Genomic DNA, 17199 nt, shown 5'->3' on the forward strand with positions numbered 1-17199 from the left:
TGGATTAGTCCTTAAATTACCAGCGGAAATGGCTGAAGGCCTTGTTGGCCTCTGCCATCTTGTGCGTGTCTTCGCGCTTCTTCATCGCGGCGCCACGACCTTCGGCGGCGTCGATCAGTTCGCCAGCAAGACGCAGATCCATCGACTTCTCGCCACGCTTCTTGGCGGCTTCACGGAGCCAACGCATAGCCAGGGCCAGGCGGCGCACGGGGCGCACTTCAACCGGCACTTGGTAGTTGGCACCGCCAACGCGGCGGCTCTTCACTTCGACGATCGGCTTGATGTTGTTGATCGCCAGGCTGAAAACTTCGATCGGCTCTTTGCCGGTCTTGGTTTGCACTTGCTCGAGGGCACCGTAGACGATGCGCTCGGCGACGGCCTTCTTGCCGTCCAGCATGACGACGTTCATGAACTTGGCGAGCTCGACGCTGCCGAACTTGGGATCGGGCAGAATCTCGCGCTTGGGTACTTCGCGACGACGGGGCATTGTTGCTTCCTTGTGTCTGTTCAGTTGAACCGTGTTTCATTACACGGCCATGGCCGCCCATTGGGACGACCCCTTACGTGCCGCGCTCCTTCCCAAAAGCCGGAGGGCGCGGTCGCACTTCCCTAGTGACGGTCTTCCGCCACGCGGGGATACTACTGACTCGTTATTAAGCCTTCTTCGGGCGCTTGGCGCCGTACTTCGAGCGGGCTTGCTTACGATCCTTGACGCCTTGCAGGTCGAGGGAACCGCGCACGATGTGATAACGCACACCGGGCAAGTCCTTGACACGACCGCCACGCACCAGAACCACCGAGTGCTCTTGCAGGTTGTGGCCTTCACCGCCGATGTACGAAATGACTTCGTAACCGTTGGTCAGACGCACTTTGGCAACCTTGCGCAGAGCGGAGTTCGGCTTCTTGGGGGTGGTGGTGTACACGCGAGTGCACACGCCGCGGCGTTGCGGGCAGTTTTCGAGCGCGGGGCTCTTGCTTTTGATAATGCTGACTTCGCGCGGCTTGCGCACGAGTTGGCTAATGGTAGGCATGACCTTTGAAATCCCTTTTACGTACCACTGGTAAGTACTTACGTACTCGTCTCCTCAAGCAGTGAATTCTCTCGGAGAAGGCAGTTCGCGCAAAACCGCCTCAAACGTTCATATACGTAAAAGAGCGGGCTTGCCAACAAACCATGACAAACGCACAAAACTGATAGCGGCTGGGCTGCCAAGACCTTAGTTGCAACTGATGGACCCAAACCAAAAGGCTCGTGACGCACCTTGGTTTCAGACCGGGTTTTCAGACCGGCGTTTCAGACCCTAACTAAGCTCTTGAACTGTTTGCCTTTTGCGTACAGATTTTGCGCGCGAAATAAAGCAGTAAGCCCTTTAGCATAACTGAGATCAAGGCGTACTGTCAAAGATTTTTGTAAGTCCGGCGACGCGGCAAGCAACAGCGAAAAGCCGGCAAAAGGCGGGGATTTACACGCCGCTTGTGAAAAATGGGGCCGCGTAGCGGCAAAGATCTGAAATGCCCGCCTGGCCGAGAACCGCGCCTGCGGCGAGGCGAGCATCGGGTAAACCATGGGAATTCAGCGCAGGCGGCAGTGTAGCGCCAGGTGGCGGCTTACCGGTCCGCAAACAAGTAACCGCTGCCGTACACCGTGCGAATCGGCAACATCACCCCCGCCAGTTCGGCTTTGCGACGCAGGCGGCTGACAATGACATCAATGCTGCGCGACCCACTCGAGCGCACACCACCGCCTTCCACCCGCAGTTCCTCGCCCAGTTCAGAACGCCCGACCGTCCTGCCCGCCACCTCAAGCAGCGACCGTACGATCAGGCGCTCATTGGCCGACAGCGAGATCGTCGCCCCCGACGGGGCAACCAGCGTCCAGCCCTGGTCGCGCAGCTCCCATTGGCCGCTTACCGCGTCCTCAACCGCCGGGGTATCTTGACTGGGGGGAAGGCGCCGCGCCAGCGCCAACAGGATGCATGCAAGTTCGCGCGGGTCCTGGGGATCGGGCAGACAGGCATCAGCGCCACTTTGCAGGCAACGCAACCGACTATCCACGGAAACGCCCTTGCCTGTCACCACGATGCCCATGGGCGAAGACCCGTGCAACCGGGCCACGAGCGCGTAACCGATTTCGCCCAACGTCCCAACGTCCAGGACGACGGCATCGTAGACACCGCTATTGAGCAATCCGAACAGTTCGAGAGAAGTCGAACAGCCCCGTGCGGAAATGCCGGCTTGCAGCAGGGCGGACACGGCGGCGTTTCGAGCGACCTCGTCCGGCGACATCATTAATATGCGTAATTGATTCATGGCAATCTCAACCCCCTAACCACACCGCCCACGCGACCGCTTGTGACGTTGCACGTAGGACGATTGAGACAGTGTGGCGCGTTGTTACGCAACAACTCCAGTCAAGATTCGTTAACTTTGCAATGTTTGACAGTTCTTGCCACAACGTAGCCAGCCGTGCCGCCGCGCGAGTTATCATTCGTTTACATAAATTCGCTCACCTTTGCAGCAGGGGCGCCAGCGGCGTTCTTGCGCAGCAGACCTCCGCGAGACTTTCCCGATGAAGATTGCGTCGCTGGAAGACGACCTTGACCAAGCCCGGCGCATCCACCAAGTGCTGACTGCCGCAGGGTACACCTGCTCCAGTTATCACCAGAGCCGCGACCTGTTGGCTGCGTTGCGCTCGCAGCGCTTCGATCTCGTGCTGCTGGATTGGCACCTGCCGGATATCGATGGCGACGATGTGGTGCGCTGGCTGCGCGCCAACATCGGTCCTCGCGTCCCCGTCATTTTCCTCACCAATCGGTCTTCTGAAGACGACCTGGTGGAAGGGCTGCGCGCCGGCGCCGACGATTACATCGTCAAACCGCTGCGCCCCCTGGAATTGCTGGCCCGCGTGGCCGCGTTGTTGCGACGTAGCCAGATCGCCGAACCAGCCGATGACACTTTCGACGTCGCGCACTACCGCATCGAGCCCGCCGCAAGAGTGATCTCGCTACACGGCGCCGCCGTGTCGCTGGCGCCCAAGGAGTTCGAACTTGCGTTGCTGTTCTTTCGCAACCTGGGCCGGCTCATGTCGCGCGATGTGATCGCCGAATGCGTGTGGAACCGCGAGATTCCCGCGACCTCCCGCACCTTGGATACGCACCTGTCCAACATTCGCCAGAAACTCCAGCTACGCCCCGAACACGGGGTGCGCCTCAGTTCGTCCTATGCGCTGGGTTACCGGCTGGAACTGAACAGCGCCGTGGAAGACAACCCGGCCAGCCCGTCGTAGACGCGACGCGCGTATCCCTGGAGAACCGATTCTTATGAGCCGCTGCCGCGCGCTTTCTTTGCTTGCCTTGCTTTCCTGCCTGTCCGTGTCGGGGGTGGTGCGCAGCCAGCCTGCGGGGGCATTGGGCGACGACTTCATCTATCGCGTGCGGCAGGGAGACACCCTGATCAACCTGGCCACGCGGTACACCCGCAATCAGGCGAACTGGACAAAGTTGCAAACCTTGAACAAGGTTGTCACGCCTGAAATGCTGCCCATCGGACTCGAACTGCGGATTCCCCTGTCGATGATCCCCGAGCGTCCCGCCCAAGCGCGCGTGGTGCATGTCAGCGGACAAGCCGACCTGAATGGCCAGTCCGTGCAATCCGGCACCAGTGTGGCTGAAGGCAGCACGGTAGTGACCTCGCCCAACGGCTTTGTGACGCTGGAATTGGCCGACGGCTCCAAGCTCACGCTGCCCGCTGGCGGTTCGGTCGAATTGACCCGGCTACGCCAGTTCGAAGGCACCGCGCTGACCGACTCCGTCATCCATATTCAACGCGGCAGCGTCGAATCCACCGTCGCCCCCGACGGCCAAGGCGTCGGCCGCTTCGAAATCAGGACTCCGGTTGCGGTCACAGGCGTGCGGGGCACGCGATTCCGCGTGCAAAGCGGCGCCGGCGGCGTGCACAGTGAAGTGCTGGAAGGCAGCGTGCGGCTGCAAGCGCATGCGCCAGGCGCTGCGCCCGCCAAACCTGTGTCGGTCGCGCGCGGCTATGGCGCTGCCGTGCGTAATGACGGCAGCGTGTCCGGTGTGCGCGAGCTTTTGGCCGCGCCGCAACTGAGTCCCCCCATACGCACGGGCGGAGGCACCTGGACCAGCGCCTTCATGCCAGTGGCCGGTGCGCGTGGCTACCTGGTGCGCGTGTCGCGCGATGCCGAAGGCGCGCTGCCTGTATCTTCGGCTAGCTTCGCCACGACCAACATTCACTTCAGCGCGCCGGGTCCCGGCAAGTTCTACGTTTCGGTGCGCGCGGTCGATGATCTGGGCCTGCGGGGGCAAGATGCCGTCGCCACGTTCGAAGGCGCGAACCAACTGATGACCTCGTTCGGCCTGGGGGTCGGCACCGGCACAGGCGGACTCATCACGCTGACCGAATACTAGGCCCCGCCCAATGGCCGACGCCCCCGACGCCCTCGACCGGACCTCGCGCTCAGGGCTGTGGCTGACGGTGATATTGGCGGCATTGGCGGCTCTGCTGGGCTTGTTGAATGGCTTGGGCCGGGTCGATCAGATCCTGTACGATCGCGCCATCACCATGAGCGGACGCCCGGCCGACCCGGATATTCTGATCGTCGCCATCGACGACGCCAGCATCGAGACGCTGGGGCGATGGCCCTGGCGACGGGCGATCCATGCCGCGTTGCTCGACCGTCTGCAAGGCGCACGCGCGGTTGGGTTGGATTTGATCTTCGCGGAAAGCGACACAGTCAATCCCAACGATGACTTGCTACTTGCCCAGAGCATCCAGCGCAATGGCCGGACGGTGCTGCCAATTGTCCTGGACCGCTTGAACAATCCTTCCGCGATGTCGATGCCGATCCCCGCGCTGGCGCAAGCCTCAGCGTCAACGGGCATCATCAATGCGCGCGTTGATCCTGACGGCGTGGTGCGTGAAGCCACGTTGACGACCCGATTCGCGGGCAAGCGCTACAACCACCTGGCTCTCTCCATGCTGGAGGTCGGGGGCCAAGGCAAAGCGGTGGAACAGTTTCTACAACAGGCGGGTCCCAACGGCGACATCCTGATCCCGTACACGGGCCCCGCTGGCCACATGCGTACCGTCTCCTACCTGTCCGTCCTGCGCGGCGAACTGAGTCCGGAGGACTTGCGCGACAAGTACGTGCTGGTGGGCGCCTGGGCGACCGGCTTGGGCGACGCTTACCCAACACCGGTATCGCACGACTTGAGCGGCATGTCGGGCGTGGAGATCATCGCCAACCTGATGCAGTCCGCGCGCGACGGCGTGTCCTACCATCGTCCGCCCGCCGCCTGGAATGCTCTGTTTTCCGCTTTACCCGTGCTGCTGGCCTGCCTGGCGCTGTGGCGCTTGTCACCCAAGCGGGCATTGCTTGTCAGCGCTGCGCTCGTTACGTGCATTCTTTTGACAGCGTGGTTGCTGCTGGCCTACGCCAGCTTGTGGTTCGCGCCGACCGCTGCACTCGTGGGCGTAGCGCTTTGCTATCCGCTATGGAGCTGGCGTAGCCAAGAGGCGGCGCTGCGCTATATGGACCATGAACTGCGTCGACTGCAGCGCGAGTATCCCCCCGTCCTGAACGAGGCGCGAGCGCAGTTGACCGGCCCGAATGCATCGCTGGAAAGCCGGGTTGGGGAATTGCAGCGCGCGCTGGAGCGCGTGCGCAACCTGCGGCGTTTCCTGGCCGATGGACTGGACGGCATGCCCGACGCAACGCTCGTCTTCGACCAGGAAGGGCATATGCAGTTTCGCAACCAGGCCGCGGTTATGTACTTCCAGCGGCTGGGGATGCGCCCTCCCCGCGTGGGACACCCCGCCACGCATTTGCTTGAGAAGACCATTTCCGACGATACGACGCGACAGCGCGTGGCCGACGCACTGCGCGGCACGCTGCCCACCAACGACTCATCGCGTTGGACGGCCGATCTGGAAGTGCGTGATCACGCGGGGCGCGACCTGATCTTGAAGTGCGCGCCGATTCACACCGCCGAAGGTAATTTCGCGGGTACCGTCGCCACGTTGACGGATATTTCGCGGATTCGCCAAGCCGAACGCCAGCGTGAAGAGACTCTGCGCTTCATCTCGCACGACATGCGCGCGCCACAAAGCTCCATTCTGGCGCTTGTCGAGATGAAGCAGGAGTCCGGCACTCAGGATGGGCAGGGTGAGACCCTTGCCCGCATCGCCACACTGGCGAACCGTACCCTGCATCTGGTGGACGACTTCGTACATCTGACGCGCGCGGAATCAATGACAATCAGCGCGGTAGAACTCGATCTGGGTAGTTTGCTGCAAGATGGCGTCGACGAGTTCTGGGCCTCCGCGCACAAACGCGGCATTACGCTGGGCCTGCGCATGCCGCTGCCCGTTGCGTACACCCGGGGCGATCAGACGCTGCTGATGCGCGCGCTGTGCAATCTGATCGACAACGCCATCAAATACAGCCCGCCGCAGACACGCGTCGAATGCGGACTAGAGCAGGCGCAGAATTTCTGGCGGGTAACCATCCGGGATCAAGGACAAGGCATTGCCGAATCTGATCTGGCACGGCTGTTCGAACCCTTTTCGCGCGTGGGCGTCGAGACCCGAAATGACGTGGGCGGCGCCGGACTCGGCCTGGCGTTCGTGCGCACCGTGGCGGAACGCCATGGCGGGACGGTGGAAGTCAGGAGCGAAATCGGCGTGGGGTCTGCATTTAGCTTATGCCTGCCCGTTGCGCTGGATGCCGAACAAGAGGGCTGACTCGGCCGGCCTGGAGCCTCACTGGAAGGTGTGAGAAATTACCGCCGGCTTGCCTGCCTTGATTTCAAGCGTTCCGCGGTAGGGCGGCAGGTCCGCATTGCGCAGCACCACTTGGTACTTGCCGGGTATCAAGCGTATTTCCTTGACTGGCGGGCTGATGCCGCGCGCCACGCCGTTGACCCATACTTCGCCCCACGGGCGGATGTCCAGGCGCACGCGCACGGGCACCCCCATGGGCTTGGGTTTGCTGGCTACCTCGCCGGCCCCCGTGGCCGACGGGGACTGAGCGCCGAGAGTGGCCGTCGCCGACACGGGCTCGGGTCGCTCGGTCGCCATCTCGGGCGCATTCTGAACGCTGGGTGGTGTAGTCGTGACCGGCTCAGCGGGTTCAACGGAGGGGGCCGGTTCTTGTTGCGGTGCGGCGGCTGGGATGGCCGCAGCCGTGGACGGCGAAGCGACCGGAGGCATGGGGTGTACGGCAGGCGGGTTAGGCATGACGACTTCGGAACTGGTGATCAGGGCATTGGGCGCGCCTTTCCCCCAATGAAACCAGCCATAAATGCCAATGCCGATCAAGGCCAGGACGGCCAGCAATCCCAGTAACGGACGACGATTGCGGCTTGGCTTGCGCGCGGTCGCGACCGGCGGCGGCGTGGCATGGGCGGCGCCGGTGAGGGTGTCTGCCTCGGCGGGAGACGGCTCGATATACGCGGCCACCCCCAATAGCGCAGCCAGCTCGGCCAGCGTCTGCGGCCGGTCAGTCGGCGTCATCGCCAGGCCGCCGTCAATGACGGACAGAAAATCCGAGTTGTATTTGGACAAGCCCAGCGACGTCAGAGGCTCATAGGCATCTTCTGCGCGCCGCTCCGGAGCGGGCTGCGGACGACGCCCGGTGACCAAGGCATACATGACCGCGCACAAAGCGTAGATATCGCTCCACGGGCCACGCGGCCATTCCATGGAATCGGTATATAGCTCAAACGGCGCGAACCCGGGCGTCGGGCTGCGGCTGGCTCGGCGCGAACGAGCAACCACCAGTTCGGGCAGCAAATGAGCCCGCGCGTTCTCGTCCATCCCTACGGTGTCCAGCGAGATATCGCCGCATATCTCACCCTGGGCGTGCAGGGCGATCAGGGAAGGCAACAGGTCGGAGACCAGCCGCTTGATGCGAGATTCCGGCACGCCCCCCGCCATGCTGGCGGCGATCGCGCTCAATGGACGCAAGGCAAGCGGCGCGGCGCCTGAAAACGGCCCACGCGGCGTCAAGAGGCCGGTGGAGGAAGACATGATGGAAATTGCGCTCATGCGCGGACTGATGCGAAGATGGAATAGTGGGAATATTATCCAATCCGCAACATCAGGACATTGCCGAAGATGTCCGAGCGCATCAGGCTGTGGCACGATGACGCTTCGCCCAATCCTCCTCCCCCCTTATAAGTTATGAAAATTCGCCTTCTGAGCAGCCTGCTCGGCGCGACAGTAATGCTGGCGGGCTGCGCCGGGATCTCGTCGCGGCCCGAAAGCCCGCCCAGCGCCGAAGCACTGGCGCAATTGCAACAAGTCCGGGATATCTACGGCGCAGGCCGCTACGGAGAGGTCATCCGAACCGTCGCTACCTCTGATGAGTTAGCCTCATCGACCAAGGCGGTGCGCATCGAGGCCTATAAGCTGCAGGCGTTCAGTTATTGCGTCAGCCGTTACGCTCAGCTGTGCGAAGACAGCTTCGCCCGCATCCTGGCGCTGGATCCTTCGTTTGAACTAGCGCCAAATGAAGCCGGCCATCCGTCCTGGGGCCCCGTCTTCCAGCGGGCCCGGGACCAAGCCGCGAAGTAGACCCATGCACAATCCGTAAACAAAAATAGCTGAACAAAAAAAGGCCGCTGATTTCGCATCAGCGGCCTTTCTGTTTCCGGTCCCCGCGCCGAGCCTGCGCGCGGGGATCTGTCCGGGTTTCCGCTTATTCGGCGGAATCGTCCGTACCAGCGTCGGAAGCCGGAGCTTCTGCGTCCGCGCCCACCGTGACCGGCGAGTCTTCGAACGGGTTGGCCTGTTGGCGGGCGGCTTCGCGTTCCGCCGCTTCCAGCTCTTCCTTGTCGCGGCGTGCGTGGTGGTAAGCCAGGCCGGTACCCGCCGGGATGAGGCGGCCGACGATGACGTTTTCCTTCAGGCCACGCAGGTCGTCGCGCTTGCCCATGATGGCGGCTTCGGTCAGGACACGCGTGGTTTCCTGGAACGAAGCGGCCGAGATGAACGAGTCGGTCGACAGCGAGGCCTTCGTGATACCCAGCAGCACGTTGTCGTAGGTCGCCGGGATACGGTCTTCGGCAGCCATGCGATCGTTGGCGTTCAGCAGTTCGGAGCGCTCAACTTGCTCGCCCGGGATGAACTCGGTATCGCCAGCGTCAACGATGTTCACACGGCGCAGCATCTGACGAACAATCACTTCGATGTGCTTGTCGTTGATCTTCACGCCCTGCAGACGGTAAACGTCCTGCACTTCGTCGACGATGTACGTCGCCAGCTTCTCGATGCCTTGCAGGCGCAGGATGTCGTGGGGATCGGCCGGGCCGTCCACGATCATTTCGCCCTTGTTCACCACTTGGCCGTCGTGCACCAGCACCTGCTTTTCCTTCGGAATCAGGAACTCGTGGCTCACGCCTTCCAGGTCGGTGATGACCAGACGCTGCTTGCCCTTCGTGTCCTTACCGAACGACACCGTACCGGTGACGTCGGCGAGCATGCCGGCATCCTTCGGCGAACGGGCTTCGAACAGTTCGGCCACACGCGGCAGACCGCCGGTAATGTCGCGGGTCTTTTGCGATTCTTGCGGAATACGCGCCAGAACTTCACCCACGGCAACCTGCTGGCCGTCGCGCACGGTAATCAGCGCGCCCACCGGGAACGAGATGTTCACCGAGTGATCGGTGCCGGCGATCTTGACGTCTTCGCCGCTTTCGTTGACCAGCTTGATCTGCGGACGCATGACGATCTTGCCGCCACGGGTCTTCGGCGTGATGACGACGAGCGTCGACAGGCCGGTGACTTCGTCCACCTGCTTGGCAACGGTCACGCCTTCTTCGATGTTCTCGAAGCGGACGGCGCCGCCGTATTCCGACACGATCGGACGGGTCAGCGGATCCCACGTCGCCAGACGCGCACCAGCCTTCACGGCTTCGCCATCGCCCACCAGCACGGTCGCGCCGTACGGGATCTTGTGGCGTTCGCGTTCGCGGCCATTGTCGTCGAAGATCGCCAGTTCGCCAGAGCGCGAAATCGCCACACGTTCGCCCTTGGCGTTCGTGACATAGCGCATCGTGCTGGCAAAACCGACCTGACCGCTGGACTTGGTTTCCACCGCGCTGGCCAGAGCCGAACGCGACGCCGCGCCACCGATGTGGAACGTACGCATCGTGAGCTGCGTGCCCGGTTCACCGATGGACTGAGCAGCGATAACGCCCACTGCTTCGCCCTGGTTGACCGGCGAACCACGACCCAGATCGCGGCCGTAGCAGTGTGCGCACAGACCGTGACGCGTTTCGCACGTCAGCGGCGTGCGGACCTTGACTTCGTCCACGCCGATGCGGTCGATGGTGTCGACCAGATCTTCGTCCAGCAGGGTACCGGCGACGATGGCCGTTTCCTGCGTGTCCGGGTTGATGATGTCCACGGCGGCAACACGACCCAGGATGCGGTCGCGCAGCGGTTCGATGACTTCACCACCTTCCACCAGGGCCTTCATGTTGTAGCCCAGCGACGTACCGCAATCGTCCTCGGTGATCACCAAGTCTTGCGTCACGTCGACCAGACGACGAGTCAGGTAACCCGAGTTTGCCGTCTTCAGTGCCGTATCAGCCAGACCCTTACGCGCGCCGTGAGTCGAGATGAAGTACTGAAGCACGTTCAGACCTTCACGGAAGTTCGCGGTAATGGGCGTTTCGATAATCGAGCCGTCCGGCTTGGCCATCAGGCCGCGCATACCGGCCAACTGACGGATCTGGGCGGCCGAACCGCGAGCGCCCGAGTCAGCCATCATGTAGATCGAGTTGAACGATTCCTGGCGCACTTCTTCGCCGTGACGGTTCACAACCGGCTCGGTGGCCAGTTGTTCCATCATCGCCTTGCCGACCTTGTCGCCAGCCTTGCCCCAGATGTCCACAACGTTGTTGTAGCGCTCTTGGGACGTGACCAGACCCGACGAGTACTGCTTGTCGATTTCCTTCACTTCGCGGCTGGCTTCAGCCAGGATGCCTTCCTTGGCGGTCGGGATCAGCATGTCGCCCATGGCGATCGAGATACCGCCGCGCGTGGCCAGCTTGAAGCCGGACTGCATCAGCTTGTCGGCGAAGATCACCGTGTCGCGCAGGCCGCAGCGGCGGAACGACTGGTTGATCAGGCGCGAGATTTCCTTCTTCTTCAGTGCCTTGTTCAGCACTGTGAAGGGCAGGCCCTTCGGCAGAATTTCGGACAGCAGCGCGCGGCCGACCGTCGTCTCGTGACGGCGGATAACCGGTTGCCATTCGCCAGCTTCGTCGCGCTCGTGCTCTTTCAGACGCACGGTCACGCGGGATTGCAGCTCGACTTCGCCGTTGTCGTACGCACGTTGCACTTCAGCGACGTCGGTGAAGAAGATGCCTTCGCCGCGGCCGTTGATGCGCTCGCGCGTCGTGTAGTACAGACCCAGCACGATATCCTGGGACGGCACGATCGACGGTTCGCCGTTGGCCGGGAACAGCACGTTGTTCGACGCCAGCATCAGCGTGCGCGCTTCCAGCTGGGCTTCCAGCGACAGCGGCACGTGAACAGCCATCTGGTCACCGTCGAAGTCGGCGTTGAACGCCGCGCAAACCAGCGGGTGCAGCTGGATGGCCTTGCCTTCGATCAGGACCGGTTCAAACGCCTGGATACCCAAACGGTGCAGCGTAGGCGCACGGTTCAGCATGACCGGGTGTTCGCGGATGACTTCTTCCAGGATGTCCCAAACCACCGGTTCCTGGCTTTCCACCAGCTTCTTGGCAGCCTTGATGGTCGTGGCCAGGCCCATCATCTCCAGACGATTGAAGATGAACGGCTTGAACAGTTCCAGGGCCATCAGCTTGGGCAGACCGCACTGGTGCAGCTTCAACTGCGGACCCACCACGATGACCGAACGGCCCGAGTAGTCGACGCGCTTGCCCAGCAGGTTCTGACGGAAACGACCGCTCTTGCCCTTGATCATGTCGGCCAGGGACTTCAGCTGGCGCTTGTTGGCGCCCGTCATGGCCTTGCCGCGGCGACCGTTGTCCAGCAGCGAGTCAACGGCTTCCTGCAGCATCCGCTTTTCGTTGCGCAGGATGATTTCCGGCGCCTTGAGCTCCAGCAGACGCTTCAAGCGGTTGTTGCGGTTGATGACGCGGCGGTACAGGTCGTTCAGGTCGGAGGTCGCGAAGCGGCCGCCGTCCAGCGGCACCAGCGGACGCAGGTCCGGCGGCAGCACGGGCAGCACTTCCATGACCATCCACTCGGCCTTGATGCCCGACTTCTGGAAGCCTTCCAGCACCTTCAGGCGCTTGGAAATCTTCTTGATCTTGGCTTCCGAGCTGGTGGCCTTCAATTCGCCGCGCAGCGTTTCCACTTCGCGGTCGATGTCGATGGTACGCAGCAGTTCACGCACGGCTTCCGCGCCCATCAGGGCACGGAAATCGTCGCCGTACTCTTCGGTCTTGGCCAGGAAATCGTCGTCCGACATGATCTGGCCGCGCTTGAGCGGCGTCATGCCAGGTTCGATCACGCACCAGGCTTCGAAGTACAGAACGCGTTCGATGTCGCGCAGGGTCATGTCGAGCACCATGCCCAGACGCGACGGCAGGCTCTTCAGGAACCAGATGTGCGCGACGGGGCTGGCCAGCTCGATGTGGCCCATGCGTTCACGGCGGACCTTGGCAACGGTAACTTCAACGCCGCACTTTTCGCAGATCACGCCACGATGCTTCAGGCGCTTGTACTTGCCGCACAAGCACTCGTAGTCTTTGATCGGGCCAAAGATCTTGGAGCAGAACAGACCGTCACGTTCAGGCTTGAACGTGCGGTAGTTGATGGTCTCGGGCTTGCGAACTTCGCCGTAAGACCACGAACGGATCTTCTCGGGCGAGGCGATGCCGATCTTGATGGCATCGAATTGCTCGTCTTGCGAGACTTGCTTAAATAGGTCGAGTAGCGCTTTCATTAGTTACGCTCCAAATCCATGTCCAGGGCCAACGAGCGGATTTCCTTCACCAGCACGTTGAACGATTCCGGCATGCCGGCGTCGATGACGTGGTCGCCCTTGACGATGTTTTCGTATACCTTCGTACGGCCAGTGATGTCGTCCGACTTCACCGTCAGCATTTCTTGCAGGGTGTACGCGGCGCCGTATGCTTCCAGCGCCCACACTTCCATTTCCCCGAAACGCTGACCACCGAACTGCGCCTTACCACCCAGCGGCTGCTGCGTGACCAGCGAGTACGGACCCGTCGAACGCGCGTGCATCTTGTCGTCGACCAAGTGGTGCAGCTTCAGGTAGTGCATGTAGCCGACAGTCACGGGGCGCTCGAATTTCTCGCCCGTGCGGCCGTCAAACAGCCATGCCTGAGTACGCGAAGGCGTCAGTGCCATGCGCTCGGCGACGTCGTCCGGATAGGCCAGCTCCAGCATCGTGGTGATTTCCTCTTCGGTCGCGCCGTCGAAGACGGGCGTCGCGAACGGCACACCGTTCTTGAGGTTCTGGGCCATTTCCATGACTTCTTCGTCGGTCAGCTCGTCGATGCGGGCGCCGGAACCGGTCGTGTTGTAGACCTTGTCCAGGTAGGCACGGACGTTCTTGACCTGCGCAGTGCGCTCGTCGCGCAGCAGATCGGCAATGCGGTGGCCCACGCCCTTGGCAGCCCAGCCCAAGTGCACTTCCAGCACCTGACCGACGTTCATCCGCGAGGGCACGCCCAGCGGGTTCAGAACGATGTCGGCCGGCGTGCCGTCAGCCATGTGCGGCATGTCTTCCACCGGGGTGATACGCGAAACCACACCCTTGTTACCGTGACGGCCCGCCATCTTGTCGCCAGGTTGCAGACGACGCTTCACGGCCAGGTAGACCTTGATCATCTTCAGCACGCCCGGGGGCAGCTCGTCGCCCTGCGTCAGCTTCTTGCGCTTCTCTTCGAAGGCCAGATCAAACTGGTGACGCTTCTGCTCCAGCGATTCCTTGGCTTGCTCCAGCACGACAGCGTGCGGCTCATCGGCCAGACGGATGTCGAACCACTGCCAGCGGTCCAGATCAGCCAGGTAAGCCTTGGTGATCGTGGCGCCCTTGGCCAGCTTGCGCGGGCCGCCGTTGACGGTCTTGTTGACCAGCATCTTTTCGATACGGTCGAACTGGTCGTTTTCAACGATGCGCAACTGGTCGTTCAGGTCTTGGCGATAGCGGCGCAGTTCATCGTCAATGATGGACTGGGCGCGCTTGTCGCGCACGATGCCTTCACGCGTGAACACTTGCACGTCGATCACGGTGCCGGTCATGCCCGAAGGCACGCGCAGAGAGGTGTCCTTAACGTCGGACGCCTTTTCACCGAAGATGGCGCGCAGCAGCTTTTCTTCCGGCGTCAGCTGGGTTTCGCCCTTGGGCGTGACCTTGCCGACCAGCACGTCGTCGGCGCTGACTTCGGCGCCAATGTAGGTGATGCCCGAATCGTCCAAACGGTTCAGTTGCGTCTCAGCCAGGTTGCTGATGTCGCGTGTGATTTCTTCCGGACCCAGCTTCGTGTCGCGGGCGACAACCGTCAGTTCCTCGATGTGCACCGAGGTGTAGCGGTCATCGGCAACAACCTTTTCGGAGATCAGGATCGAGTCTTCGAAGTTGTAGCCGTTCCAGGGCATGAACGCGATCAGCATGTTCTGACCCAGGGCGAGTTCGCCTAGGTCGGTCGATGCGCCGTCAGCCAGCACGTCGCCCTTGGCAACCTTGTCGCCACGCTTGACGATAGGGCGCTGGTTGATGTTCGTGTTCTGGTTGGAACGGGTGTACTTGATCAGGTTGTAGATGTCGACACCGACTTCGCCGGCGACGTTTTCTTCGTCGTTCACGCGAATCACGACGCGCTCGGCGTCAACGTGGTCGACCAGGCCGCCACGCAGTGCCTGCACGGTCGTGCCCGAGTCAACGGCCACGGTGCGTTCGATACCCGTACCCACGACCGGCTTTTCCGGACGCAGGCAAGGCACGGCCTGACGTTGCATGTTGGCGCCCATCAGTGCGCGGTTCGCGTCGTCGTGCTCAAGGAACGGAATCAGCGAAGCGGCCACCGACACGATCTGCGACGGGGCAACGTCCATGTAATGCACGTTGGCCGGCGAGGTCAGCATCGTTTCGCCTGCTTCACGGCAAGCAACCAGGTCGTCAACGAAGGCGCCCTGCTCGTCCAGCGCGGCGTTAGCCTGTGCGATGACGTAGTGGCTTTCTTCGATGGCCGACAGGTAATCGATCTGCTCGCTGACGCGGCCATCGATAATCTTGCGGTAAGGCGTTTCCAGGAAGCCGTACTCGTTCAAGCGAGCGTACAGCGCCATGGAGTTGATCAGACCGATGTTCGGGCCTTCCGGCGTTTCGATCGGGCAGACACGGCCGTAGTGGGTCGGGTGCACGTCGCGGACTTCAAAGCCGGCGCGCTCGCGGGTCAGACCGCCCGGGCCCAGTGCGGAAACGCGACGCTTGTGCGTGATTTCCGACAACGGGTTGGTTTGGTCCATGAACTGCGACAACTGGCTCGAACCGAAGAACTCCTTGATGGCAGCCGAGATCGGCTTGGAGTTGATCAGGTCGTGCGGCATCAGGTTTTCGGTCTCGGCTTGGCCCAGACGTTCCTTGACCGCGCGCTCGACACGCACCAGGCCGGCGCGGAACTGGTTTTCGGCCAGTTCGCCAACACAACGCACGCGACGGTTGCCCAAGTGATCGATGTCATCGATCTGGCCACGGCCGTTACGCAGCTCAACCAGCACCTTGATGGTTTCAAGGATGTCTTCGTTGGTCAGCGTCATCGGACCGGTGATGTCTTCACCACGGCCCAGACGGCTGTTGACCTTCATGCGGCCCACGCGCGACAGATCGTACGTCTCTTCGCTGTAGAACAGACGTTGGAACAGCGCTTCCACCGCTTCTTCGGTGGGCGGCTCGCCAGGACGCATCATGCGGTAGATGGCAACGCGCGCGGCCATCTGGTCGGCGGTTTCATCGGTGCGCAGGGTTTGCGAAATGTACGGACCACGGTCCAGATCGTTCGTGTAGAGCGTCTGGATGTCGTAGACGTTCGAGGCGCGCAGGGCACCCAGCACGCTTTCCGTGATTTCGTCGTTGGCGTTGGCGATGACTTCGCCGGTATCTTCGTCAACGATGTTCTTGGCCAGCACGCGGCCGTACAGGAAATCTTCCGGCACGGAGATGCGCTGGATGCCACCGGCAGCCAGGTCGCGCAAATGCTTGGCATTGATGCGCTTGTCTTTTTCGACGATGACCTTGCCATCGCGATCCGAGATGTCGAAGCGGGCCATTTCGCCCTTCCAACGCTCGGGCACGAATTCCATCATCGCGCCTTCGCTCTTCAATTCGAAGTTATCGAAGTCGAAGAAGTTGGCCAGGATGGATTCCGGCGTCATGCCGATGGCCTTGCACAGGATCGTGACAGGCATCTTGCGACGACGGTCGACGCGGAAGAACAGGACGTCCTTCGGGTCGAATTCGAAGTCCAGCCACGAGCCGCGGTAAGGAATCACGCGGGCCGAGAACAGGAGCTTGCCGGAGCTGTGCGTTTTGCCGCGGTCGTGTTCGAAGAACACGCCAGGCGAACGGTGCAGCTGCGACACGATGACACGCTCGGTGCCATTGATGACAAAGGAACCCGTGCCCGTCATGAGCGGAATTTCGCCCATGTAGACTTCCTGTTCCTTCACTTCCTTCACGGTCGGCTTGCTGACTTCGCGGTCAAGCAGCACCAGGCGGACCTTGGCTCGCAGGGGCGAGGCATAGGTCAGACCACGTTGCTGACATTCCTTGACATCGAACACCGGTTCGCCGAGCACGTAGCTCACGAACTCCAAGCGCGCCATACCGTTGTGACTAACGATCGGGAAAATCGACGAGAACGCCGCCTGCAAACCGTCGGCTACGCGATCGGACGGGGCGGTATCCGCCTGCAGGAAAGTTAGGTAGGATTGAAGCTGTGTCGCCAAAAGGAAAGGAACGTTTTGAACGTCTTCACGCTTGGCGAAGCTTTTGCGGATGCGCTTTTTTTCGGTGTACGAGTAAGGCATGAGCACTCCGACTCGAGGTTGCATGGGCCGTCAACCACGGCCCTAGGTGATACGACTCCAGGAAACCCCCCTGAAAGGGCATACCCCCAGTAGGGGTTTCCTGGAAACGCAAAAGCCCGG

Annotated in this window: 11 protein-coding genes; 4 read left to right on the forward strand and 7 right to left on the reverse strand. The window is 61.9% G+C overall.

The window, feature by feature from the left end:
* Window positions 1–16: 16 nt before the first annotated feature.
* The 4 genes from rpsG to ELS24_RS30480 form a co-directional block, all read right to left on the reverse strand.
* Complete coding sequence (gene rpsG, locus ELS24_RS30465) at window positions 17–487, reverse strand: 30S ribosomal protein S7 (RefSeq protein WP_050450091.1); 471 nt, start codon at window positions 485–487, stop codon at window positions 17–19.
* A gap of 166 nt (window positions 488–653) precedes the next feature.
* On the reverse strand, window positions 654–1031 hold the full coding sequence (gene rpsL, locus ELS24_RS30470) for a 30S ribosomal protein S12 (protein WP_005017264.1): 378 nt from the start codon (window positions 1029–1031) through the stop codon (window positions 654–656).
* A gap of 263 nt (window positions 1032–1294) precedes the next feature.
* Window positions 1295–1567: a hypothetical protein gene (locus tag ELS24_RS30475; RefSeq protein WP_127186191.1), complete on the reverse strand. Its 273-nt coding sequence runs from the start codon at window positions 1565–1567 to the stop codon at window positions 1295–1297.
* A gap of 41 nt (window positions 1568–1608) precedes the next feature.
* Window positions 1609–2310 carry a response regulator transcription factor gene (locus ELS24_RS30480; RefSeq protein ID WP_050450092.1) on the reverse strand — a complete coding sequence of 234 codons (702 nt, stop codon included), beginning with the start codon at window positions 2308–2310 and terminating at the stop codon, window positions 1609–1611.
* 259 nt (window positions 2311–2569) lie between these two features.
* Between ELS24_RS30480 and ELS24_RS30485 the strand changes: the two genes are divergently transcribed.
* The 3 genes from ELS24_RS30485 to ELS24_RS30495 are packed head-to-tail and all read left to right on the forward strand — an operon-like array spanning window position 2570 to window position 6765.
* Window positions 2570–3286, forward strand: a complete 717-nt coding sequence (locus ELS24_RS30485) for a response regulator transcription factor (protein ID WP_050450093.1) — start codon at window positions 2570–2572, stop codon at window positions 3284–3286.
* 34 nt (window positions 3287–3320) lie between these two features.
* Window positions 3321–4430, forward strand: coding sequence for a FecR domain-containing protein (locus tag ELS24_RS30490; protein ID WP_127186192.1), 1110 nt, complete (start codon window positions 3321–3323; stop codon window positions 4428–4430).
* Window positions 4431–4440: 10 nt separating this feature from the next.
* A complete protein-coding gene (locus ELS24_RS30495; protein ID WP_127186193.1) occupies window positions 4441–6765 on the forward strand; it encodes a CHASE2 domain-containing protein in 2325 nt (774 codons plus the stop codon).
* An 18-nt stretch (window positions 6766–6783) separates the two neighbouring features.
* Here ELS24_RS30495 and ELS24_RS30500 read toward each other — a convergent pair whose 3' ends face one another.
* Entirely contained in the window at window positions 6784–8052 is a 1269-nt protein-coding gene (locus tag ELS24_RS30500; protein WP_127186194.1) for a serine/threonine protein kinase, read from the reverse strand.
* Window positions 8053–8205: 153 nt separating this feature from the next.
* Between ELS24_RS30500 and ELS24_RS30505 the strand changes: the two genes are divergently transcribed.
* Complete coding sequence (locus ELS24_RS30505) at window positions 8206–8598, forward strand: TssQ family T6SS-associated lipoprotein (protein ID WP_050450096.1); 393 nt, start codon at window positions 8206–8208, stop codon at window positions 8596–8598.
* Window positions 8599–8722: 124 nt separating this feature from the next.
* Here ELS24_RS30505 and rpoC read toward each other — a convergent pair whose 3' ends face one another.
* Both rpoC and rpoB read right to left on the reverse strand, forming a co-directional pair.
* On the reverse strand, window positions 8723–12967 hold the full coding sequence (rpoC, locus tag ELS24_RS30510) for a DNA-directed RNA polymerase subunit beta' (protein ID WP_050450097.1): 4245 nt from the start codon (window positions 12965–12967) through the stop codon (window positions 8723–8725).
* Window positions 12967–17079 (reverse strand): DNA-directed RNA polymerase subunit beta, encoded by a 4113-nt coding sequence (gene rpoB / locus ELS24_RS30515; RefSeq protein ID WP_050450098.1) that lies wholly within the window; start codon window positions 17077–17079, stop codon window positions 12967–12969. Before rpoB ends, rpoC begins: the two co-directional genes overlap by 1 nt.
* Between the last annotated feature and the right edge of the window lie 120 nt (window positions 17080–17199).

It is taken from the genome of Achromobacter spanius (genome assembly GCF_003994415.1).
Classification (GTDB): Bacteria; Pseudomonadota; Gammaproteobacteria; order Burkholderiales; family Burkholderiaceae_B; genus Achromobacter; species Achromobacter spanius_C.